The organism is Methanomicrobia archaeon (assembly GCA_011049045.1).
GTDB lineage: Archaea > Halobacteriota > Syntropharchaeia > Alkanophagales > Methanospirareceae > JACGMN01.
The window spans coordinates 1-21458 of the sequence record DSCO01000027.1; the positions used below are offsets into that span (position 1 = coordinate 1).

At 56.0% G+C, this 21458-nt stretch carries 25 protein-coding genes and 1 pseudogene; 19 read left to right on the forward strand and 7 right to left on the reverse strand.

What is annotated here, in order from left to right; genetic code table 11:
• Positions 1 to 258 precede the first annotated feature (258 nt).
• Together ENN68_02860 and ENN68_02865 are read right to left on the reverse strand one after the other, a co-directional pair.
• Positions 259 to 461, reverse strand: a pseudogene (locus ENN68_02860) (DUF2283 domain-containing protein).
• The gene (locus tag ENN68_02865) at positions 458 to 2245 is read right to left on the reverse strand and encodes a dihydroorotate dehydrogenase electron transfer subunit (GenBank protein HDS45029.1); all 1788 of its coding nucleotides are present in this window, start codon (positions 2243 to 2245) and stop codon (positions 458 to 460) included. The pseudogene ENN68_02860 and the gene ENN68_02865 overlap by 4 nt, the downstream one beginning before the upstream one ends.
• Before the next feature lie 107 nt (positions 2246 to 2352).
• Between ENN68_02865 and ENN68_02870 the strand changes: the two genes are divergently transcribed.
• Positions 2353 to 3198: a DUF63 family protein gene (locus tag ENN68_02870; GenBank protein ID HDS45030.1), complete on the forward strand. Its 846-nt coding sequence runs from the start codon at positions 2353 to 2355 to the stop codon at positions 3196 to 3198.
• Here the strand turns inward: ENN68_02870 and rsmA are convergent.
• Positions 3195 to 3992 carry a ribosomal RNA small subunit methyltransferase A gene (gene rsmA / locus ENN68_02875; GenBank protein HDS45031.1) on the reverse strand — a complete coding sequence of 266 codons (798 nt, stop codon included), beginning with the start codon at positions 3990 to 3992 and terminating at the stop codon, positions 3195 to 3197. The genes ENN68_02870 and rsmA overlap by 4 nt on opposite strands.
• Before the next feature lie 4 nt (positions 3993 to 3996).
• Positions 3997 to 4950, reverse strand: coding sequence for a hypothetical protein (locus ENN68_02880; GenBank protein ID HDS45032.1), 954 nt, complete (start codon positions 4948 to 4950; stop codon positions 3997 to 3999).
• A 104-nt stretch (positions 4951 to 5054) separates the two neighbouring features.
• Here ENN68_02880 and ENN68_02885 point away from each other — a divergent pair, with 104 nt between their 5' ends.
• The 7 genes from ENN68_02885 to ENN68_02915 all read left to right on the forward strand — a co-directional run bounded on the left by ENN68_02885 (position 5055) and on the right by ENN68_02915 (position 10437).
• A complete protein-coding gene (locus tag ENN68_02885; GenBank protein ID HDS45033.1) occupies positions 5055 to 5900 on the forward strand; it encodes a DUF2099 family protein in 846 nt (281 codons plus the stop codon).
• Positions 5901 to 6131: 231 nt separating this feature from the next.
• A complete protein-coding gene (larA, locus tag ENN68_02890; protein ID HDS45034.1) occupies positions 6132 to 7382 on the forward strand; it encodes a nickel-dependent lactate racemase in 1251 nt (416 codons plus the stop codon).
• 42 nt (positions 7383 to 7424) lie between these two features.
• Positions 7425 to 7886, forward strand: a complete 462-nt coding sequence (locus ENN68_02895) for a 50S ribosomal protein L19e (protein ID HDS45035.1) — start codon at positions 7425 to 7427, stop codon at positions 7884 to 7886.
• 4 nt (positions 7887 to 7890) lie between these two features.
• Positions 7891 to 8442, forward strand: coding sequence for a 50S ribosomal protein L18 (locus ENN68_02900; GenBank protein ID HDS45036.1), 552 nt, complete (start codon positions 7891 to 7893; stop codon positions 8440 to 8442).
• Positions 8439 to 9089: a 30S ribosomal protein S5 gene (locus ENN68_02905; protein HDS45037.1), complete on the forward strand. Its 651-nt coding sequence runs from the start codon at positions 8439 to 8441 to the stop codon at positions 9087 to 9089. The genes ENN68_02900 and ENN68_02905 overlap by 4 nt, the downstream gene beginning before the upstream one ends.
• A gap of 11 nt (positions 9090 to 9100) precedes the next feature.
• Positions 9101 to 9568, forward strand: coding sequence for a 50S ribosomal protein L30 (locus tag ENN68_02910; GenBank protein ID HDS45038.1), 468 nt, complete (start codon positions 9101 to 9103; stop codon positions 9566 to 9568).
• 182 nt (positions 9569 to 9750) lie between these two features.
• Positions 9751 to 10437, forward strand: a complete 687-nt coding sequence (locus ENN68_02915) for a phosphoglycerol geranylgeranyltransferase (GenBank protein ID HDS45039.1) — start codon at positions 9751 to 9753, stop codon at positions 10435 to 10437.
• Positions 10438 to 10489: 52 nt separating this feature from the next.
• Here the strand turns inward: ENN68_02915 and ENN68_02920 are convergent, their stop codons facing one another.
• Genes ENN68_02920 through ENN68_02930 form a run of 3 tightly spaced genes read right to left on the reverse strand, consistent with a single transcriptional unit; the run spans position 10490 to position 13429 of the window.
• A complete protein-coding gene (locus tag ENN68_02920) occupies positions 10490 to 11383 on the reverse strand; it encodes a methanogenesis marker 7 protein (GenBank protein HDS45040.1) in 894 nt (297 codons plus the stop codon).
• Between the two features lie 3 nt (positions 11384 to 11386).
• Complete coding sequence (locus ENN68_02925) at positions 11387 to 11935, reverse strand: methanogenesis marker 17 protein (protein HDS45041.1); 549 nt, start codon at positions 11933 to 11935, stop codon at positions 11387 to 11389.
• A 54-nt stretch (positions 11936 to 11989) separates the two neighbouring features.
• On the reverse strand, positions 11990 to 13429 hold the full coding sequence (locus ENN68_02930; GenBank protein HDS45042.1) for a methanogenesis marker 14 protein: 1440 nt from the start codon (positions 13427 to 13429) through the stop codon (positions 11990 to 11992).
• A 310-nt stretch (positions 13430 to 13739) separates the two neighbouring features.
• Here ENN68_02930 and mtrE point away from each other — a divergent pair, with 310 nt between their 5' ends.
• The 11 genes from mtrE to ENN68_02985 all read left to right on the forward strand — a co-directional run bounded on the left by mtrE (position 13740) and on the right by ENN68_02985 (position 21315).
• A complete protein-coding gene (mtrE, locus tag ENN68_02935) occupies positions 13740 to 14711 on the forward strand; it encodes a tetrahydromethanopterin S-methyltransferase subunit E (protein HDS45043.1) in 972 nt (323 codons plus the stop codon).
• A gap of 7 nt (positions 14712 to 14718) precedes the next feature.
• Positions 14719 to 15414, forward strand: a complete 696-nt coding sequence (gene mtrD, locus ENN68_02940; protein ID HDS45044.1) for a tetrahydromethanopterin S-methyltransferase subunit D — start codon at positions 14719 to 14721, stop codon at positions 15412 to 15414.
• Position 15415: 1 nt separating this feature from the next.
• Positions 15416 to 16276 carry a tetrahydromethanopterin S-methyltransferase subunit C gene (gene mtrC / locus ENN68_02945; GenBank protein HDS45045.1) on the forward strand — a complete coding sequence of 287 codons (861 nt, stop codon included), beginning with the start codon at positions 15416 to 15418 and terminating at the stop codon, positions 16274 to 16276.
• A gap of 18 nt (positions 16277 to 16294) precedes the next feature.
• Positions 16295 to 16594, forward strand: coding sequence for a tetrahydromethanopterin S-methyltransferase subunit B (mtrB, locus tag ENN68_02950; GenBank protein ID HDS45046.1), 300 nt, complete (start codon positions 16295 to 16297; stop codon positions 16592 to 16594).
• A 2-nt stretch (positions 16595 to 16596) separates the two neighbouring features.
• Positions 16597 to 17334 (forward strand): tetrahydromethanopterin S-methyltransferase subunit F, encoded by a 738-nt coding sequence (mtrF, locus tag ENN68_02955; protein HDS45047.1) that lies wholly within the window; start codon positions 16597 to 16599, stop codon positions 17332 to 17334.
• A complete protein-coding gene (gene mtrF / locus ENN68_02960) occupies positions 17335 to 17526 on the forward strand; it encodes a tetrahydromethanopterin S-methyltransferase subunit F (protein HDS45048.1) in 192 nt (63 codons plus the stop codon). It begins immediately after the preceding gene.
• 13 nt (positions 17527 to 17539) lie between these two features.
• Positions 17540 to 17806 (forward strand): tetrahydromethanopterin S-methyltransferase subunit G, encoded by a 267-nt coding sequence (mtrG, locus tag ENN68_02965; protein HDS45049.1) that lies wholly within the window; start codon positions 17540 to 17542, stop codon positions 17804 to 17806.
• A gap of 21 nt (positions 17807 to 17827) precedes the next feature.
• A complete protein-coding gene (gene mtrH, locus ENN68_02970; protein HDS45050.1) occupies positions 17828 to 18799 on the forward strand; it encodes a tetrahydromethanopterin S-methyltransferase subunit H in 972 nt (323 codons plus the stop codon).
• 133 nt (positions 18800 to 18932) lie between these two features.
• On the forward strand, positions 18933 to 19937 hold the full coding sequence (locus ENN68_02975) for a U32 family peptidase (GenBank protein ID HDS45051.1): 1005 nt from the start codon (positions 18933 to 18935) through the stop codon (positions 19935 to 19937).
• Entirely contained in the window at positions 19934 to 20950 is a 1017-nt protein-coding gene (locus ENN68_02980; GenBank protein HDS45052.1) for a U32 family peptidase, read from the forward strand. Before ENN68_02975 ends, ENN68_02980 begins: the two co-directional genes overlap by 4 nt.
• The gene (locus ENN68_02985; GenBank protein HDS45053.1) at positions 20947 to 21315 is read left to right on the forward strand and encodes a hypothetical protein; all 369 of its coding nucleotides are present in this window, start codon (positions 20947 to 20949) and stop codon (positions 21313 to 21315) included. Before ENN68_02980 ends, ENN68_02985 begins: the two co-directional genes overlap by 4 nt.
• Positions 21316 to 21458 lie beyond the last annotated feature (143 nt).

Genomic DNA, 21458 nt, shown 5'->3' on the forward strand with positions numbered 1-21458 from the left:
CTGTAAACTCCCCCCTGAAATGAACTTGAAAGAAGCGCACGACTTAGCGACTACGGTGGAAAAAGCTATTAGAAAGGAGCTGCTCGTCGAGCCTACCATTCATGTTGAACCCTTAGTTGAAACGGAATAACCGTATCGCCACAGGTATACTATATATAACCCATCTAGCTGAGCCGCCCGCCGTCATAACCGTCTACTCGCCTCACCTGCCATTCTTAACCCGTCCAAAAACCTCAAACCCGTCACTCACCAGCGCGCTCACGACCTGGGCGGTCGCGTTCCGCGCAGAGTCGAAAGGGCTTCGGATTCCAGCAAGCGGCGAAACGCACTCACCTTGAGCATGGAGCACCCAATACCGTTCCCTTTCTCATCAACGTCTCCATCACCGCATCGTTCTCCATCTCCATGAAACCGCCCTTTCTGCGCTCAAAATTAACCTCGCGATAGCCCCCTCCGTTCACCTTCGATGCGCCTCACCCACAAGCTCCCCTATGTTCGTATACCCTTGAGCCGTAAGGTATTCCTGCAGCTCCCGCTTGACCCGTCCAAAAACCTCAAACCCGTCACTCACCAGCGCGCTCCCGATCTGGAAGAGAGCGGCACCGTTCCGCGCATAATCGAGCACGTCCTGCGCGCTGAAGATACCCCCCACCGCAATGATCGGTAGCTCTAATTCACGGTACAGCTCATATACGATCCGCTTCCCGCCCACCGTCAGATCCTTGCCCGATTTACCACCATAGCCCAGTGGATTCCCTAAATACGGTAGCTCAAGACGATGCTCCACCGGACGAGCAATCACCGTGTTGATCGCCGTGATCGCGTCTGCACCCGCCTGCTGCGCGAGCAGCGCCAACCCAACCGGCGCGCCGATATTCGGCGAGATCTTCACGGCCAGCGGTTTCGGGCTCACCAGCTCTTTTACTGCCTTCACGATCGCGCTTAGCAGTGGCGGGTTGTTCTCGACCGCCGTGAATTCCGAATGCGGGCACGAGGCGTCGAACTCGTACATCGCCACGGGATAATCACACTCGCGCGCGATCTGAGCTACTGAACAGCATTCTTCCACGCTCTTGCCGAAGATGCTGAGGATGACCGGGACGTTCGCATGCCGCGCCTCCTCCAGCTCGATACCGTAGTCCCGGATACCAGGATTCGGCAGCCCCATCGCATTCACATAGCTCCGCGGCTCCAGCTCGAGAAACGTCGGGTTCGGGTAACCTTCGCGCTCTTCCAGACCGATCGATTTCGTCACCACCGCGCCCGCACCCGCTGCTGCGTACCGGTACAGCAACCGACCGGAGAACCCGAAACCCGCAGCGTTCAGCAACGGGTTGGATAAAGCGATGCCACATACCGAGGTCTGCAGAAGCGGCTCCGGCTCAGGTGTGAGATCACGCAACGGATAGGATAGCAGCTCTGCCTTCTCTGCACCTGGTGCGCTGACCGAGACGCGTTTGCCGCTCTTCGCTCGCGTCCAGCACCCGAACTCGGTCTGTGCCAGTACCTCGGCCGTGAACACCGGTCCGTCTTTACAGACCAGATACCCACCAAGGTCGCACGCACCGCAGGCACCACAGCTGCACTTCACGATCCGCTCCACGGACAGCTGCGTCGGTATCTGCGCCTGCTGCGTCAGCTCACAGACTCGCTGCATCATTAATTCCGGACCGCAGGTGAGCACTGAGTCGAACGCCGCACCTCCGTGTAAGAGCGCTTCCAGCACGGCCGTGCACACACCACACTGGCCCTGCGAGCCATCCTCGGTCGACACATGCACGTCACAGCCCATATCACCAAAACCGGTGACATACAGAAGATCTGTAGCGCAGCGCGCGCCCTGAATCACCGTCACTGTGCGACCGTGTGCTCGTGCCGTTGCGGCCGCGAACCGGAGTGGTGCCGCGCCATAGCCGCCCGCAACCATGCAGATCCGAGCGCCCGTGAGGGTAAAACCGGTACCATAAGGACCGCGCAGACCCACGAGTTCGCCCTCGTGCAGCTCATGCAGGCGGTGCGAGCAGTCCCCGACATCCGCGATCGCCAGCTCGAGCTGACCATCCTGCAAAGCCAGCGCGATCGAGATCGGTATCTCATCAACGCCGGGTACCCAGACCATCACGAACTGCCCGGGCTGGCATATCCCGGCAATCTCGGGCGCGTAAAAGCTGAAGGTCTTGACGGTGTCTGTTTCTTCCCTGAGCTTCACGATCTCATGAAGCGTGGGGATATTGACGGGTAGCATATCCTTCGACGTTTAATACCACCTCACTGGTAGGTTCTGGCCGTTTTCGTATATAACCTTTCCCAACCTTTTCCATCTAGCCGCTCAATTACTACAACCGTGAAGAGATGATCGACGCACTCCGCGAGTTTATCACCACCTACTACATCCACCCTATCACCCACGATACCGGCTATAATATCGTGAACACCGTCACGTGGGCGCTCGTCCTCGTCGCCTTCCTCTTCCTCACCTTGAAACTGCTGCAGGGGCTCAAGATCCAGATCGACCGGCGGTTCATTGCTGCTGTCGTGCCCTATATTGTGGTCGGCGCGACGCTGCGTGTTATCGAGGACGCGGAATTGGTGAGGCCGCCACTGAGCTACCTGCTCATCACGCCCCTCATCTTCTTCCTCGTCTTCGGCTGCTGCGTCACTCTGCTCGTCCTCGCCGTCCAAATAACGAAAGCACGCCGCGTCGTGGCCGTACACTACACGCACGTGTTCGGGCTCTTCGGGCTGCTCTGGTGCCTTGCCAATCTCGCGCTCCTGATCGTCTTCGCGAACATCGCGGTGCCGTGGGTACCCATCGCCGTGATTGGCATCGCCGGCGCGCTCACCGGTGCGATCTCTGCGCTCGCCTCCAAAGGTAACCGCCGATTCCTTACTGATCGCCTGAATCTCGCCGTTCTCGCCGCTCATCTGCTCGACGCCGCCTCATCATTCATCGGCATTGATCTGCTCGGGTACGTCGGTAAACACGTGATCGAAGGGCTGCTCGTCGAACATACCGGCACCGCCGCGGGCATGTTTCTCCTTAAGCTCGGAATCCTCGTTCCCATTCTCTATGTGCTTGATACACAGTTCACCGCGGATGACGAGGCAGAGCTCAGGAATCTCGTGCTGCTCGCGCTGCTCATGATCGGGCTGGCACCTGCGGTCAGAAATACGCTCAGAATGATGCTCGGGGTCTAAGGTTTACTCGTGAGCCATAGCGCCAGCCGTATAAATGCCTCGGGTGTCAGCTCTTCCGGTCGCTGCTCCAAGTCCGCACACCTCGCGTGCTCCTCCCCGTAGAGGCCCTTAAAAACCGCCTTCAGCTTCTTCCGCCGCTGCGCAAATGCCGCCGTCACGAACTCGAGAAACTGAGCCTTATCCCCTATCAGATCACGCTTCGCCGCGCTCTCCTGCAGCCGCACCACCGCCCCGATCACCGGGGCTGGCGGATAGAACGCTCCTCGTGGTACCGTCTCCAGAACCTCGACATCCGTAAGCGCCTGCGCCACTACCGAAAGACGACCGTATGCTTCCGTACGAGGTGCCGCCACCAGCTTCTCCGCAAACTCATGCTGTATCAGCAGGACGGCGAGACCAAAACCGGCCTCATGGAGCAGGAGTTTATACGTGAGCCGCGCTGAGATCATGAAGGGTATGCTGGCTACCACTTTGTCGAACTTCGGTAAGGACAGCTCCAGCACGTCGCCTTCCAGTATCTCTGTTACGCTCGCTGCCGTCTCAAACCGCTCCCTGAGCAACGCCGCCAGTGCCTGATCTTTCTCCACTGCATACACCCGCTTCGCCGCTCGGTTCAGGAGCTCGGTAAGGCTCCCCGCGCCTGCTCCGATCTCTAAAACGATATCGTTAGGCATCACGGCGGCATAAGTGATCATACGCGTTGCTACACCTTCGTCCGTCAGGAAGTACTGGCCGAGTCGGCGCTCAGGTCGCAAGCCTCGCGCTTTAAGTATACCGATGACGTCCCTGTTCATGCACCTACACCTTCATGCCGCGCCCCGGCCGCCAGACCCGTTCGCATTCGCGCGCCTTCACACCGCTGTAATCGCCCTCCACGCACTGCTGCGCCTGCGCTATCAGCGCTTTGGTACGTGAGTGCAGGTACCTGCGTGCGCTCTCGTGAATGCCCTCCTTACTCGAGGCTATCGCCCCTACATACTCTGCCAGGACACGACGATAGCTGCTCACAAAGCCGCTCCTGAACACGACGGTACCATGCGTTACCCGCTTCATCTCCGCGACGACCTCGGGATGCGGCGGCAGGAACAGCGGCACGCCCAGCAAGCCATAGCGCGCGGGATCACGCTCGTAAAACTCCTTTAAGTACGCGTTCAAAGCAAATCGTTGCATGTTTCGGGCCGCCACCTCCTCTCGCTCCTTCAGAAACATCGGTGCCGTCAAGTCCTCCGGAGCCTCTTGGAGCGTCACCCGCGGGGGGAGCTGCGCTTCCTTCAGTCTGGCCTCCGTGCGATCCACCAGCTCCGCGAACAACCGCGCATAATCCGTTCTGAGGAGATGCGCATGTGTGTCTTCATGTGCCACGCGGGTCAGCAAGAATCGTAACACCGTGAAATTGTACCCCTGATAGCTGCGTGTGAGCCGCAAGCGCAGCCGCTCCAGCTCGTAATTCTCCAGCAAGATGTACGCTGTATCCGTGGGGATCAGGTACAGCGAGAAGTATTGATCCGCGAGATGCTGCTCGACTGTTGCCCGTTTCGCGCGGATCGCCTCGTGCAGCCGCTCACCCACACTACTGCGAGCACTCTGCAGCCCGATCGCTTCCTCAAAGGTACAGATGAACCGGAGGAGCTCATCAAGGAGCGAGCAGAAAGCATCAGCCGATATGCCATTGGCAGTATTAATAGCCGAAAACGGCTCCTCTCCTGCTCGCTCGATCGCATCCCGTGCATCCGCCGTCAGGTCCAACTTCATGGCACACCGTGGTGAGAGTAACTGCGATGGTCGCCGGTACGTAAGACAAGCGCCCGCTCTACCTTTAACTTTTCTGTCTGAGTTAGTGGTATGTAGACAGAGCAATGAAAAAGGAGCGTCACGTCTTTGAGGCTCTGGGCCGAGCTCGCATCGTCGTTGAAGATGGCGAGGTGGTCGAGGTCAGCGAGCCTCTGATCCGGTATTGCCGGCTCTGGGAGAAGATGCGTGGTATTCCTGAGCTCACCGAGGCGCGAATAAGGGAGAATATCACCTTCAGGATTCAGGACTTTGGGCTCTGCACCAAAGACCGCGTGCTAGAGCTGGATACGTTCGTCGGGTTCGGCGCCTCCGAGACCTTCATGACCGCGCTCCGCCGGCACCTGCTCGATAGCACCGTTACCGTCTGCGAAGGTGCAGGGACAGTGATCACCTCGAATCCCTCACTCGTTCAGGGCATCGGAGCCCGCCTGAGCGGGGTGATCGAGACCTGTCCGGTAAAAGGCATTATCCAGAAGATCGAGGCGCATGGTGGCGAGGTGCTCGAGCCGCCCCGGATAGATCAGGTCGCCGGGTTGCAAAACGCGCTTGAGTCCGGCCATACCAGCGTGGGTGTCACCGTTGCGGATCTGGCGACCGCGCAGCGCTGCCGTGCACTCAGCTCATCAGCACTGCTCTTCGCCGTACATCTCACGGGTATCACACGTGACGCTGCGGACGCTCTCTGCGATACCGTAGATCTTGTCACTGCCTGCGCATCGGCGCACATTCGTGAGCTTGCTCCTCGTAAAGCGCTACTTCAAGCTGGAACTGCGATACCGATCTTCGCACTCACCTCCCGGGGAAAGGATGTCCTGCTTGAGCGCGCAAAGGAGGTTGAGGCACCGCTCGTGGTTAATACTATGTCACTACCCGTGCTCCCGGAAGAGAAGCAACCTCGACCGCTTATTTAGGATATCGCCGCCTCCTCACCGTCGAAATCGATCCCTTACCAGCCCTGCCCAGAAAAAGAACACCCCGGGGACCCCTACCTTTCCACTGGAACAGGCTTCCCAGCCTCGGAGACCTCTGCTTATCTTGGGGCTCGGGTCACCTTCGTCTCCCGACCGAGTCCTGATCGACACTTTCCGTTCGTCTCTAAAACGATTAAATGCCCTAAATACATAGAATAACTATACAAAACCATGGCACATATCCAGCTACCGTACGGACACCGCACGCTTGAGCTCGAGCTCGAGGCGGACGTGCTGGACATAGAAGCTCAAGACGCGCTCCGTAAGAGCAAGCTCCTGCCGTTAGAATGCCTCAGGGCAGCTCTGAGAAAACCTCGGGGAACACCGCCACTGCGCGAGATAGTAGCCAGCCAGGTCTCGCCTTCGATCGTTATCGTGGTCGATGATCATACCCGAGCAGCACCGACCGAACTCATGCTCGCAGCCTTGCTGGAAGAGCTGGGGGCAGCAGCTTTGGACCGTATAACGGTTCTGGTCGCCTGCGGGACTCATCAACCACCCTCTGATGCTGATCTGCGTCGAATACTGGGCAATTACTACGGGCTTCTGCGTGTCTGCATTCATGACTGTGATGCTCATAATCTTACCCCGGTAGGTATCACCAGCCGGGGCACTCCCGTTAAGCTCAATAGCGTCTACACGAACGCGGATATCAAGATTTTGACGGGTGATATTACCCTGCATTATTATGCAGGCTTTGGGGGTGGTCGGAAGAGCATCCTCCCGGGGATTGCTGCACGTGAGAGCATTCAGGCAAACCATGCACTGCTGGTTCACGAGCAAGCGAGATCCGCGAACCTCGATGGGAACCCGGTACATCTCGATATGCTGGAAGCAGCGCTCCTAGCACCACCTGATTTCATCCTTAACGTGATCGCTTCAGCGCCGGATCAGATAGATCAAGCCTGCGCGGGCTCCATGGAGCTTGCGTTCTTGCAGGGCGTCTGTTCTGCTCGCGAGTTCTTCTGCCGCACCTCTGACGCACTTTTCGATCTGCTCATCGTCAGCGCCGGCGGAGCGCCCAAAGATAAGAACCTCTATCAAGCAGCAAAAGCGATAGAGAACTGCTACCGTGCCGTTGCACCCGGCGGAACGCTCCTGCTCCTTGCTGAATGCCCCGACGGCATCGGCGATGCGCTCTTTGAACAATGGATGGATACCTTCCCCACGTACGCCACCGCCGAGAACGCTATCCAAACACACTTTGTGCTCGGCGGCCACAAAGCATTTTATATTCGTAAGGTGATGGAGATGATAGACCTCGCCGTGGTCTCTGAACTCGATAGCGGGCTCCTCGATCGGTGGCACATAACGGGGTTCCAGTCCCTAGAGTCTGCCCTTTCGAGATTAAATAAAGATATAGGTAAAGTAGGAATAGTAAAGAAGGGTCTTGATACCCTCCTGGCACCCGCGCCGGTATGACGGGTGTTGCAGGAGGATGAGAAGCGAGAGAGGATAAGAGTGATGGTCAATCTCACGAAGCAGCGGAGAATCGCAGCGAAGGTCCTCCATGTGGGCCAGGGAAGTGTCTGGATCGACCCAAATGCCGGGGGGGACGTAGCGGAAGCTATAACGCGCGAGGATATCCGGGGACTGATCGAAGATGGCGTCATCCAGAAGATCCAGAAGCAAGGTATCAGCAGGGGACGGGCTCGGGTAGCATTACGGCAGAAAGCTATGGGACGCCGCAAAGGGCACGGCAGCAGAAAGGGTGCTCGTGGAGCCCGAACAAAGAAGAAAGCGCGCTGGATGACCAAGATTCGCGCGTTAAGACGCAGATTGAAAGAGTTGCGCGCTGATGAAGCCCTGGATAAAACCGCTTATCGTATGCTCTATAACAAGGCGAACGGTGGTGACTTCAGGAACGTAGCTCACTTGAACGAATATATAGCCACTCACGAGTTGCTCGCACGGGAGGAAAGATAACCAAATGGGAAAAGGTAGGAGTCCTACCTACCGCGTGCCCTTTCGCCGCAGACGGGAAGGGAAGACCGATTATAGGCGCAGGCTTCGGTTGCTCTTGAGCCGGATTCCGCGTGTCGTCGTCAGGCCAAGTAATCGCTACATACGTATGCAACTAATCACAACAGAGCCTGTGGGCGATCACACGCTCATCTCCGTGTCATCCTCGGAATTGCATGCGTTTGGCTATTCAGGTAGCTTATCAAGTTGCTGCGCAGCCTACTTGACCGGACTCGTGTTTGGGACTCGAGCGCGGCGGTCGGGCTACGAGGCTGGTATTCTCGATATTGGGCGCCAGACGCCGATCCATGGCTCGAATGTCTATGCTGCATTGAAGGGTGCCGTTGATAGTGGCATGATCATCCCGCATGACCCTGCCGTGTTCCCAGCTGAAGAGCGGCTAACGGGAGTGCATATTGGAGCGTACAAAGGAGATGTCACATTTTCTGATCATGTCAGAACGGTTAAATCAGCTATTTGTGGGGTTGCGGTGAGCGAGGGGGACAAAGATACAGAATGAGTGAGAGAAGATCGAGACAGAGATACGCTGATGATAAAGAGGGTGTCGTCGCAGAATGGATGCCAGCCACACGGCTGGGTATGCTCGTCAAAAGCGGGGAGATCTCCTCCATCCAGGAAGCACTCTCATCTAAATATCCGCTGAAAGAATACCAGATTGTTGACGCATTGCTGCCTGAGCTGAGTGAGGAGGTGCTGGATATTAATCTGGTGCAGCGCATGACCGATTCCGGTAGGCGCGTCAAATTCAGGGTATGTGCCATCGTTGGAGATCGCGATGGCTATATGGGGATCGGGTTAGGAAAGGACGCATTGGTGCGCAATGGGATAGTGAAGGCAGTGAGAGCAGCAAAGCTAGGGGTAACGCATATAACACGAGGTTGCGGCTCATGGGAGTGTAACTGCGGTGAGACTCATTCGATACCGTTTAAGATAGAAGGTAAAGCTGGCAGTGTCGTGATTACGCTGAAACCAGCACCAAAAGGCATCGGCCTGGCCACCGGTGACATCCCCAAACGCGTGCTCGAATTCGCAGGCGTGAAGGATGTGTGGGGCCAGACCAAAGGGCAGACCAGGACGACCTTCACTCAAGCTTTTGCCACCTATGACGCGCTACGCAGGACCTCACTCATGAAAACGGTGGAGTGAGATAAGGAGCAATGTACGCCATTATTCGGTTACGGGGAGACGTGAATGCCAGTCCTGATATTAAGTACACGCTCGAGCTGCTCAGGCTGCACCGGGTCAATCATTGTGTGGTGGCGGAGGATAACGAGTATTCACGAGGCATGATCCGCAAGGTGAAAGATTATGTAGCGTGGGGTGAGATTTCTGAAGAGATATTGGAGTCTCTGTTGCGCAATCGCGGGCGCATAACCGGCGGGCAACGACTATCGGAAGAGCTTATTCGTGATAAGACCTCGGTTTCGACATTCTCTGAGCTTGCGCATGCCTTGACCAGCAGCCAGATAACGATGAAAGAGCTCGCAGCACAGGGTATAAAACCAGTATTCCGGCTGCATCCTCCTCGGAAAGGGCATAGCGGAATTAAGAGAAGCTACACCCAAGGTGGTGTGCTGGGGTATCACGGCGAGAAGATAAACGATCTGCTCATCAAAATGCGGTAATAATCCGCGTCCCAGAGCGAAAAATAATTTTGTCTGCCGCGCGCTGCACTGATGAGTTTATTTGTCTATTGACGTTGGCAGTAGCATCTCTCATTATCGTCACTATCATGCCGCTCCGCCATCTCGAGAGAAACCCGCGCGATTTATAACCCGACAAGCATTACAGAGTGTGTAGCATAGAGATGAGCCCCACACCCAAAAAGCCCTGGTCTACGTGGAAGCATGTCACAAAGCTCGATCCTGACAAGCCGATCTCAGTTCAGCAATTGAAGAGGATCGCGGATAGCGGAACAGATGCCCTTATGATCTCGGGCACGCAGAACATCACCGACAAGAAGGTCGCCAGGTTAACCGAGCAGCTCAGAGCTTTTGACATACCTAAGATCCTGGAACCAGCCACTCCGGAAGCTGTGCTAGAAGACGATGTTGATTTCATCTTCGTTCCGCTGGTACTGAATACCGGCGATTTACAATGGATCGTCGGTAAGCACAAAAACTGGATCCAGCATTACGCCGTTAATTGGGACAAGGTTTACGCAGAGGCATATATCGTACTCAATCCAGAATCTGCGGTCGCGCAGCTCACGAGGGCATCAACACTACTTACCCCACAAGAGGTGTGTGCCTACGCGCAGTACGCAGAGAAATATCTCGGTATTCCCATCGTCTATGTCGAGTATAGTGGAAAATACGGCGATCCAGCTATAGTGAAGGCCGTGAACGAGGTTTTAAGCCATGCAACACTCTTCTATGGCGGTGGTATCACTTCTCATGAGACCGCTCTGGAGATGTCGCGATATGCAGACGTTATCGTGGTAGGGAACATCATATACGAGGATTTTGAGCGGTATCTCGAGACCATCCCCTGACCAGTTAAAGAACTGAGGCCTGCAGTGGAAATGCAGGGGTCTCCGGGTTACGTCAAAAAATACTCCCCACCTCTGACTCCGGTCGTATCTTCACCAGATAGCCCCTGAAGAATGATTTGCTGATCGTCGCTATTTCCGAGAGCTTTCGTGTCCCTATCTCAACATCCTGTATCTTATCAAGATCCTCCTCGTTGATAATGACGCGTAAACCGTCCAGCTGTACCGTGATGGGTAGTTCCTCCCCCGCTTTCGCTGGTACCAGCATCTCGATCATCTCCTTGACAAAGAGCGGATTGGCTGCTAGAGGATCCTCTTCTACCTCTACTCGCCGCTCATCCAGTTGCTTAGCGAGTTCGGTCGTCATGCGCTCGAGGCATTCTATATCACCGGCTCTGCGCAGCCGGTCAGTACGCCGACCTATACCGCCGGTGTAGTGTGGCACCTCGAGATCTGGCGGCCCCCCCACAATCAAATAAGGCACATCTAACTGCTCACAGAGTTTCGCCTTCTCCCTGATACAGTCCGTAAAGTTGCCGAATACGAAGACGGCAGCATCAGCTTCTTCAATGATCTTCTTCTCATCGACCGTGATCTGCGCGATACGCTTCCCTACTCCCCGCGCCAGGCCCATGACAATCGTGATCGCGCCCTGCCGCCTCAAATATTCCGCGACATCGCACATCGGGTTTACCGCGTGATGCTTGCCGAGCGAGGGCGAGACAACCATGACCTCAGTGCCGGCCAGTGGCAGCTCCTTGAATTTGCCGCCCAGATCCTTGATCTTGTTCCTGATGGTTTTCTCTTCTTCATCAGGGAAGGCCATGTGCAGCATGGTCTCGGTCTGCATGACCGATTCCTGAAGTATGAACCCACCGATATCCTCGACGAGCTCTTTCAGTTCGTTGAATTTGTACACGCCGCCCTCAAACATCATGATCTTGTACATGGTTTAGCTCTCCTTCGGCCCTATAAGCTCGCGCGCACGCTGCATCCACTCATCGCTGATCGCGTCCTCCGAGGCAATGATCGTAATCGCATGATCTATGGGTATGAGGTTCCGCACCCGCGCACCTTCCGGCAGGATTCTATCGATCGCATCGAGTATGCGCGCGATGAGATCCTCGCGCGGATCGTAGATCACCAGCTCCTTTAACGCGGTCAGCTCATGCTCTTCAACATCCAGCTCGATCACCAATCTGCTCAACTGCTCTACGCGTTCTCCGAACTTCTCCCAGAGCAAGGAGAGCAGCTTGGGCGCGTATTTCTCATCGCCGATCCTGAGCGTATTCTTCTCGATGCTGGCGACATCACCCACCTTTATCGGACTTGCCACCCGTCCGATCGTGATCGAGATGATGAACACGTGCTCTTCAGGATTTAAATACAAATATGCGTCATCGATGCTCGATCCAATACCCAAATCCCGGAACGTATCCCTGCAGATCGTCTCATATGAGGCGTTGGCAAACGTATCACCGCCTTCCACCTTTATCTCCATGACCTCATGCTCCGTGCTACAATAACCTAATGCGCAGGACTCATTTATAGCTAGTTACTTTCTCTGCAATTTCACCCGCTTGCCGAAGAGGCAGCCGTGACCTTGAACACCGCCAATCGGATTCTTCATGGTGCCGAACTGATGCATGCAGCGGCCAAGGACTGCAGCACCGCGAGCCAGCGCATCGTCTGCAAAAATGACCTCCGCGGCCATGGGGCGCCCAAACAGATCGCTTAACTGCTTCAGCATGAGTTCCGGCTTCTTGCCCGTGATGCCCGCGCGCCCGGTGATTCCGATCTTGGTGTCCTCAAAGATTAAATTCTCCCCCTTCGCGATCCGGATCAGATCCGTCGTGACGCATGCGGCCAGCTCATCGATCACCGGCAGCAGGGCTTTTACGCCAACCTCTTGTACGAGCCGGGCTCCTATATCCGCGATTGCTGGTAGATTCGCGAGGTTCTCGCCGGCGTCAACCCCGATGAGCACGACCTTATTCCGGTCTGCTGCAGCCACGTTCACGGGGACGCCGCCTACTCTGGTCGCTCCGCTTCTTACTCGACCGATCCAGAGCTGTTCGCGTATCTCCTCTACATAACGCTGCTTGACCTTTTTTTTCAAACGCTTTCGCGGCACGGTTTTCAGCGCCAGATCAAGCACCGAGGGGAAGTTCACGGCGACCTCCCTCGAGACCAGGGCGTCCGGAATGGCGCCTGCCAGGCCACAAAAACTACCGATCACGCGCGCGTAGGGCATACTTGCATCGGTGATCCGACCAGCGAGTGTCGTCCCGAAATCCAGCGAGAGCACCGGGTTACGGTAATCCACCTTCAACCATTTGGCCGCTTCTTTTAAACCAGCGGTCACCAGCTCGCCTTCCATCTCGTTACCCACAATCGACTCGCCTCCAGGGGGAACGTTCCCGGTCACCGCGCCGTCGAAGTAGGTGCGATCAAGGTGAGAGAAGGGCCGCAATTCCGGCACCACGTTCTCTAAGCCCATGGGCGAGACCATCTTCCGGGGTGGCACGCCCGCGAGTAGACAGCCCTTCGCCAGCGCTTTTATTACGCCTGCTACCTCATTGATCGTCTCGAAACATGCGGTCACGCCGGTGGAGCGGACAACAAAATGGACATCGTCAATACTGAGCCCCGCGGAATGTGTGCATTCGAGCAACGTCTCTTTCACCAGGGTCGCTATCGAGTCCTCGGAGAGGTCCACCAGGCTGATGGTATGGCAGAACACCTCCTGTTTCGAGAGCGCCTCCCGCGTCATCCGCACAGCCTTCGTAAGGATATACGTCCGTCCATCCTCCAGGTCTGTGGCCGTGAGGATCGCTTTCGTCGTGCTGTTTCCCAGCTCGACACTGGCCACGATGAAAAGCGGCTTGATGGACAGATCCCCGCGAGACAGCCGCAAGGTGAAATACAGGTCCGAGTAACTGATCTTTTCGGATTTCAGCACTTTTGGCTGGTGCTTCTGCTGAAAAAGGCCCATGCTCGACTGGTCATCTCCTTCACGACGTGCGCATGTGAACGATATATGCTAGTCACTGCGGGTGCGTAATAAACCTTTCTGTTCTGCCTGCCCGTTACGTACGCACCCCGGAACGATCGTCTCCCGTGCGGAAAGAAGTCGCGGTATACAACCGTTCGTCAGGCGGCCGGCGACACGAGCGATAACAAACCGATTGGGTAACAACCCTCAGCCAAACCGAAAGGTACTTCTGCTCTGCGTCTTGTATCGCTCCTCCTGACGCGGCGAAAAATAGAAACCTTTTTAAGAGGACTCCCGCAATGTCTCATTCATGTTACAAGTAGTGTTGCTTTTTGCATGGATGTTAGTGATAGCGTTCCTGGCGTTCATTGCGTGCACGTTCGAGGACCTCGAGTCAGATGCAGGATCTCAGAGCAATCCAAACTCGCAGGTGCAACTGGCAGCACAGGTCGGTCAGGTACATCGATTTTTTAATAAAGCGATTTCCGGTGAGCCGCTATCGAATGCGATGTATTGCGCGGTCGCAGGAACCGTAGCCTGGATGTTCTTGCTGAAGCTTGAACCCATGGTTCCTGATGCCCCGTGGAAGGCCGCGGTCGTTGCGATACCCCTGGGTGTCGCCTGTGCCGCGATTATCCACATCATCTTCTCGACGACCGCGCACTGCGGCAGGACAGCGGGGCAGAAGCGATTCTCACAGCCGATTTATCTCGATGTGTTCTATGGCCACCTGCTACCTATTGCTACGCACGGGTTTATGACGACGTTCTGCATTACCACTATAGCGTACATTCAGAGCAACTTGGGGGCACTCTCAGGGAATCCGACGCTGAACCATCCGTTTGCCTTACCCCTCCTGGGGTTCATCTGGGGCATTACGGTCGGCGCGATCGGATCCTCAACCGGTGATGTGCATTACGGCACGGAGCGCGAGTTCCAGGACAGACCGTTCGGAGAAGGGAAGCGTGTGGTGTACCACGGGAAGATCACACGATACGCGGACTGCGGCGTTCGGACACAGAAGGACATTGTGGGCTTTTGCGCGAAGTTCGGCGGCCCCGTAACGGGGATGACCTTCGGGCTCATCATCCTCTTCGAGAACTGGCGGACGCTGATAGGGCTGATGCTCAGTGGTTACTTGCCGGACCTGACCGTGGGCGGCGAGATGGCAGCGATAGTCAGCATTATCGTTGGACTTCTGATCGTGGCGGCGTTACTCGTGGGCAATATGATCTTCGTGAGATGGGTACGAGCGAAGTATGGACCTTTCGTAGGAGTGTGATAAGAAGATGGAGCCAACAATAGCGATATTTCTTGTACTGTATGTGGTGATAGGTGGGTTACTCGCGAGTTTTGGTGCGCACCTCTTACCAGTGGGCGGTGCCCCGGCGGCCATGGGCACGGCTACAGGGATAGCAACGGGCACTGTTCAGATCATGCTCGGCGCGGCGCTGACCGGGTTATTTACCGCGGCAAACGTGGAAACGTTTACGAACAGTCTCATTCTGGTCGCGCTCTCGGGCGCGGTCGGTGCGACGATCATGATCTGCGTGGTGATGCTCATGGCGAATATCCTGTACGCGTTTGGCTGTGGCGTGGTTCCGGTCTCCGGTCGTGTGGATGTGGATCCTATAACCAAGGAGCCACAGAAGGCGTATAAAACCCCGCAGACCGATGGCCACGGCGTGCCGAATGTGGTCTTCGTCTCGGGCACGATGGGCGGATTCCTTGGTGGGTTCGGTGGTGCACTGATGTACTGGACCATGCTGAACTACTCCCATTTCAGACCGGGCACGGCGGCAATTATCTCACTCTCTATCTTCGTGGCCAATGCGATTCTTGCAGCCTACAACATCCGCGGGACGATCGAAGGATTCCACGATCCAAAGTTCAAGCGGCTGCCGAAAGCGCTCATTGCGTCCCTGGCGGTCTCGTTTCTCGCCGGTATCGTAATCGTGCTAGCGACGATAGGACTGGAGGTATAACATGACCGTAACACCAGCAGTAGTGGAAGAGGAAGAAGCAGAAGCGCCGAAAAAGGGACTGTCATTCAAATTCCCCTTCGAAGAGACAGAGATGGCGATCATCGCCGGAGTCATTGCCGCGATCATCACGATCTTCACGGGACTGCCCGCGGTGATCAAGGGAATCGGTCTGCTCTTAGCAATACTCTGGGGCAATGATTCGGTCCGGAAGACTTCGAAGTACGGATTGGGCACCGGCGTGCCCTCTATCGGCGTTCTGGGGACAGGATACGGATTCATCGGTGCATTGATGGGCCTGGCGGTCGTCGAGTACGCCGCGATCCCGCACTTGGGGATCTTCCCCGGGATTCTGATCGGGGCACTGTTCATGGGTGCGCTTGGCCTCGCCTCCGGGTACTTCGGTAACGATGAGAAGTACATCGCGATGAAGATCCCGCATTTGATACGGGCGATGGGCGAATTGGGCATTGCCGGCACGCTGGCGGTCTTACTCCAAATCTCCATTCTCGCCGGCACCTTTGAGTACGGCGAGGTGGTGACCTCGGTATTCGAGACCGGCGTCGCGGCGTTCATCTTCGTATTCACCTGTATGGGGTTTTTCCATCCGTACAATGCCTGTCTCGGACCTGACGAGCGACGAGAGCGCACACGAATGGTTTCCGTATCGATCTCGGGCTTGATCTGTGTCATCCTGGGCGCGGCAATGTTCGTGCTCGGACGAGGGCTGGGCGCGTGGGACGGTATCGCGCTCATCATCTTCGGGGTGATCGTATGGGCGTACTTCTACGTGAAGTTCATCAGAGCCTGCATGAACGAGTGCTATGCGACCGTGGGCACGGGCATGATCAAGACGCTGGATTAAAGGAGGAACAAAAGAGATATGATAACCATTTGTGATGACTATGGGGTTGTACTCGATCCCGACTCGATGCGGGTCGGCGAGGCGCGACCAGGGTTCTACAAGGTGAGCATGTCGCCACTCGAGGAGCAGCTTGATGTAATCGATGATGCCGTTGATGAGCTCTTCAACGTCCTTGATCCTACCAGCAGTTTCAAGAGTGCACAGCCAAACCGAGAGGGGATAATGACGAAAGCGGGGTTCACGACCTTCTTCATGCTCGGCTTGACCTTCGGCGTCCTTGCCGTGGCACTGATATTCTTAGCACTAGGAGGCGTGTAATAATGGCAGAGAAGAAAGAAGTCCCGGATGGCTGGCCCTTTATCACCGGTGACTACGAGGTCGGCGATCCTACAAGTTGCGTCGCCATCTCCTCCAACGGATCATACTTCCACATCGAGCACTTGAAAGGTGTCGCCATACATGGGCCGGATAAGACTGAGAACATCGGGTTGGAGAAGATCATGGCGAACATCATCTCCAATCCGAACATCCGGTTCGTTATTTCTGCGGGGGCGGAAGTTCCCGGGCACCTGAGCGGCGAAACGATCATGGCGCTGCACAAGAACGGGGTCGATCCGGCAACGCATAAGGTCATCGGGACCAAGGGCGCCATTCCGTTCATCGAGAACCTGCCGACAAAGGCGGTCGAGCGATTCAGAGAGCAGATCGTGGAAGTCATTGATATGATGGGTGTGGAGGACTATGGCAAGCTGAATGCGAAGGTGAAGGAGCTGCAGGCAAAAGATCCCGGCGCGTTCCCTGAAGATCCGATGATCGTGAAACTGGGCGGCGAGGAAGCGGTCGCCGGTGCTTTGTTAGAAATGCCCCTGGCCAGACCTGCCAGTCCCTCAATGGAGCTCGTCAACCGGGCCGCGCAGGCAATGACCTACAAGACACAGTTGATCGCACGAGATCAGAAGTTGACCTCAGGGCTCTCCAGAAACGCGTTCCTCGGGATCCTCGCGGGGCTGATCAGTGCGTTCATCTTCCTGAGTCCACTCATCCTGGGGGTGATCTAAATGACGAAAGTAACGCAAAATACGCCTGAAACTGCGTTAATTACAGCACGAATCGAGCTGCTCAAGCATTTCATCACGATGATCGGTCGTGATAATCGATTCGCAGCGGGACTCTGGGTAGGATTCATCAAGGGCTTTGCCATCGGGCTATTCCTGAGTTTCCTCTCAGTCGGGCTGAAGTTGTTGATGTAAGAGGAGGAGAAGAATGAGCGAAGAGAAGGAACTGGAAAAGGAGCTCGAGGCAGAAGTTCTCGCAGAGCTCGAGAAGGAGATGAAGGAGTTGAGTGTTCCGGTATCCATAGCCTCTCCAGAGTATCCCCAGCTCATGGCCCGGCTCAACGAGATGGACGATCGCGTGGAATTCGTCGCCGGCGAGCTGTGGCAGCGACAGGGCGAGAAGCTGGGGCTTACCATGGGACTATTGTACGGCGCACTGATCGGAATAGTGACGTATGTGTTGTTCATGATATAGCACAAAAAGGAGGAAGAAAGGATGTATCTGTTTGATAAGGAGCAGAAGATATTTGACATCGCGGGAATGAAGATCGGCGGCCAGCCAGGGCAACGCGCAACGGTACTCTGCGGCACGATCTTCTATGCGAAACACTATCTGGTTGAAGATCCTGATAAGGGCATCTTTGACAAGAAAGCGGCGGAAGACGTCTTGAAGAAGCAGGAGGAGTTCTCTGATTTAACGGGTAATCCGTGCGTGATGCAGATCTTCTCGGAATCCGGGGAGGCAATGGAGAAGGAGATCGAGTTCTGTACCGGAGTCAGTGACGTTCCCTTCCTGATCGATTCGACGGTCGCGGAGGTGAAGACGTACGGACTCAAGTACGCGGACGAAGTGGGCCTGACGGAGAAGGCGATCTACAACTCGATCAACATCTCCTGCACGGAGGAAGAGCTTGCAGCGATCAAGAACTCGCCGATATCGGCCTCGATCGTGCTTGCATTCAACCCGAAAGATTCGACGGTCGCCGGGAAGATCGATCTGCTGGAGAATCCGGGGACGTTTGAGAAAGGCCTCGTCGCTTTTTCCAGAGATCAGGGCATCACGAAGCCGTTGATTGATGCAGCAACGCTCCCCATCGGCTCTGGTGCCGGCATGTCGGTTGCCGCAGGCTTTGCCGTGAAATCGAAGTACGGGCTCCCCGTCGGCCTGGGCATTCACAACGCGCCGTCGGCGTGGACCTGGCTGAAGGAGTTCCGGAAGGCGCACGCGACCAAAGGCCCCCAGGGCTGGGAAGGCCTTGGCCAGGATGTTTTCAAGATCTGCGATATCGCCTCGAACATCATGCCCGTTCTCGCGGGACATGACTTCGTGCTCTACGGACCTATTGAGAACGCCCCGCGGGTGTTCCCACTGGTCGGTATGGCGGACATGATTGTTGCAGAGGCCGCGAAGGCTGAGCACGATATCGAGGCAGAGGATCCGCATCCGGTAACAAAGATGACGGCCTAAAGTTGGGGTAGTTATTTTTTCCCCACTTTTTTTCCTTTTTTTCCTTTTTTTTCGCAGTTCTTGCGCTCGGCAGCGAAGCGAGTCGAAGGTCAAATACTTATTAACGAGCGCGTGCTTACTGGTAATCAGCGCGATGGTGAGCTTGAAAATTCCGCATCCCGGGCACTTCGCCGCGTTGCAGGAGCTTATCGCGGTGAAAGAGGCGGAGGGCCTGGATGAGGTGGACGAGGTCTTCATGGGCGGCTCCCCGGACGTCATGGGGAGCGGTCGTGGCGTGCTCCATGCACCCCTGCTTGACGAGATTCGCGAGCAGACTGAGTACGCGCACGAGCATGGGATCAAGATGAACCTCACGATGAACTCCACCTGCACGGGCGGGCACCATCTCTCGTTCGAGGGCTTTAAGATGTTCTCCTGGTACTTCAGGGAGCTGAACAACGCGGGCGTTGATGCGGTGACGGTCGCGGAGCCCTACCTTGTGGATCTGCTCCGTGACTACCCTATACAGACCGTCGTGTCCTGCTTAGCGTATGTCGAATCGCCACAGCGTGCCCGGTTCTTCGACGAGCTCGGGGCTGATATGATCACCGTGGATACGAACATCAACCGCCACTTCGATCTCCTGGAAGGGATCGTGAATGCGGTTAACTGTAGTGTGCGGCTGATCGTGAACGAGGGCTGCATCTATCGCTGCCCGTTCAGATATTCGCACTACAATCTTGCCTCGCATCTCTCGAGTCTCAATCAACCACGGACACCGCTCTGGGCGCCTGATTACTATTTCGATAAGTGCATCTCACTCCGGCTGCGTGACCCCGTGCAGATCGTGAAGTCCGCCTGGATTCGGCCCGAAGATCTCGCGGAATACGAAGCGATCGGCATTACGGATTTCAAACTCTCCGGACGGACGAAAACGGTGAACTGGATCATTGACTGTATGCGGTACTACGCCCAGCGCTCGTTCGACGGCAACGTGCTCGATATCCTCGACTGTCCTCAAATGCTGCGCTACCTGCTGTATCTCGACAATAAAAAGCTCAGTGACAGCATCAATCACTGGAAGTCCTGTAAGAAGATCTGTAACGAGTGTGGCTACTGCGAGCGGCTGACAAAAGAGGCGGTGATGATACTCAAATGAAACTCCATGTGCCCCACCCCGGTCATATCGAAGCGCTACAGGAGATCATTGAGGTGAAGGAGGCGGAAGGTCTCAACGCGGTCAGTGAGGTCTATATGGCCGGGGCGCCAGAGGTGATCGGCAGCGGGCGCGCAACGCTCCATTCCGCACGCATCTCCGACATCAAAGCCCAGACCGAGTATGCGCACCAGCACGACATCAAGTTGAATATCGTGATCAATCCCTCATGCCTGGGCGGCTATCACCTGACACACGCGGGCTACAAGCTCTTCACCTGGTACTTTGAAGAGCTGAACAAAGCGGACGTCGACGGCGTGACGGTCGCGGAGCCGTATCTCATTGAGCTGCTCCGCGAGTATCCGATGGAGACAGTGGTATCCTGCATTGCGCACGTGGATTCACCGCAGCGTGTGGAGTTCTTCGAGGGGCTCGGGGCCGATACCATCGCGGTGGATACGAACATCAACCGTAACTTCACGATCCTCGAAGCGATCCTGAAGGCGGTTCGGTGCAAGATCAAGGTGCTCGTGAACGAGGGCTGCCTCTACAAATGCCCCTTCCGGCACGCGCACTTCAACCTCTTCTCCCATATTACCTCATCGCGCTCACCGCTCATGAGCGCGCAATCCGCGAACATCTTCAGCGATTACTACTTCGATAAGTGCATCTCTATCCGGGTGCGCGACCCATCACAACTCATCAGGTCGCCGTGGATACGTCCTGAGGACCTGAAGGAGTACGAGGCGCTGGGGATCGATAATTTCAAGATCGCGGGCAGGGCAAACGCGGTGAACTGGATCATCAATTGCATGCGCGCCTATGCCCACCGGTCGTATCAGGGCAATCTCCTCGAACTCATTGACTGCCCCGCAGAGCTGAGCTATACCTTTTATCTGGATAACGAGCATTTGGCAGGGTGCATCCAGCAGTGGCAGACGTGCAGGAAGATCTGTGAAACCTGCCAGTATTGTGATGCGGTGACGACGAACGTGGTGAAGGTGCAGAAAAAGTGACGGAGACGATAACAGACGGAAGGACGAAGCTCGAGGCTGAGCTACGGAAAATGGTCGGGAACGTGTTTGTGCCCGAGGCGAAGGTCTTCGGTATGGCCTGCGGGTGCACCGGATTTGCCGCTGATCTCCGGGGTCTCCAGGTCGATGCGGTCGAGGTCTTCAGGGAGAAGATCACGACACTGCTCGAGGAGATCAGCGCGTCGGTGGAGGTGAAGCCGGAGTTCATCTATGCGCGGAAGTTACCGGGGAGCGAGGAGGTCGTGATCTTGACCACACGGCACTTGTGCGAGCGCTGCAAGCGCGAGTTTGCGGGCTCGAAAGCGCCGCCACGGCCCGATATACTCGTGTTGAAGAAAAAGCGGTAAAACGGTAAGGCTGCTGAGCAGTACCTTAAAAAACCCCGGGAGATATAATTAAATAGTCCAATTTTATATGCTGCGAGCGGCAAAAGGTATGTGGTGCTCTGGCAAGAAGAGGAACGGAGTAGCAACGTGCGAGGGCAGGGGGC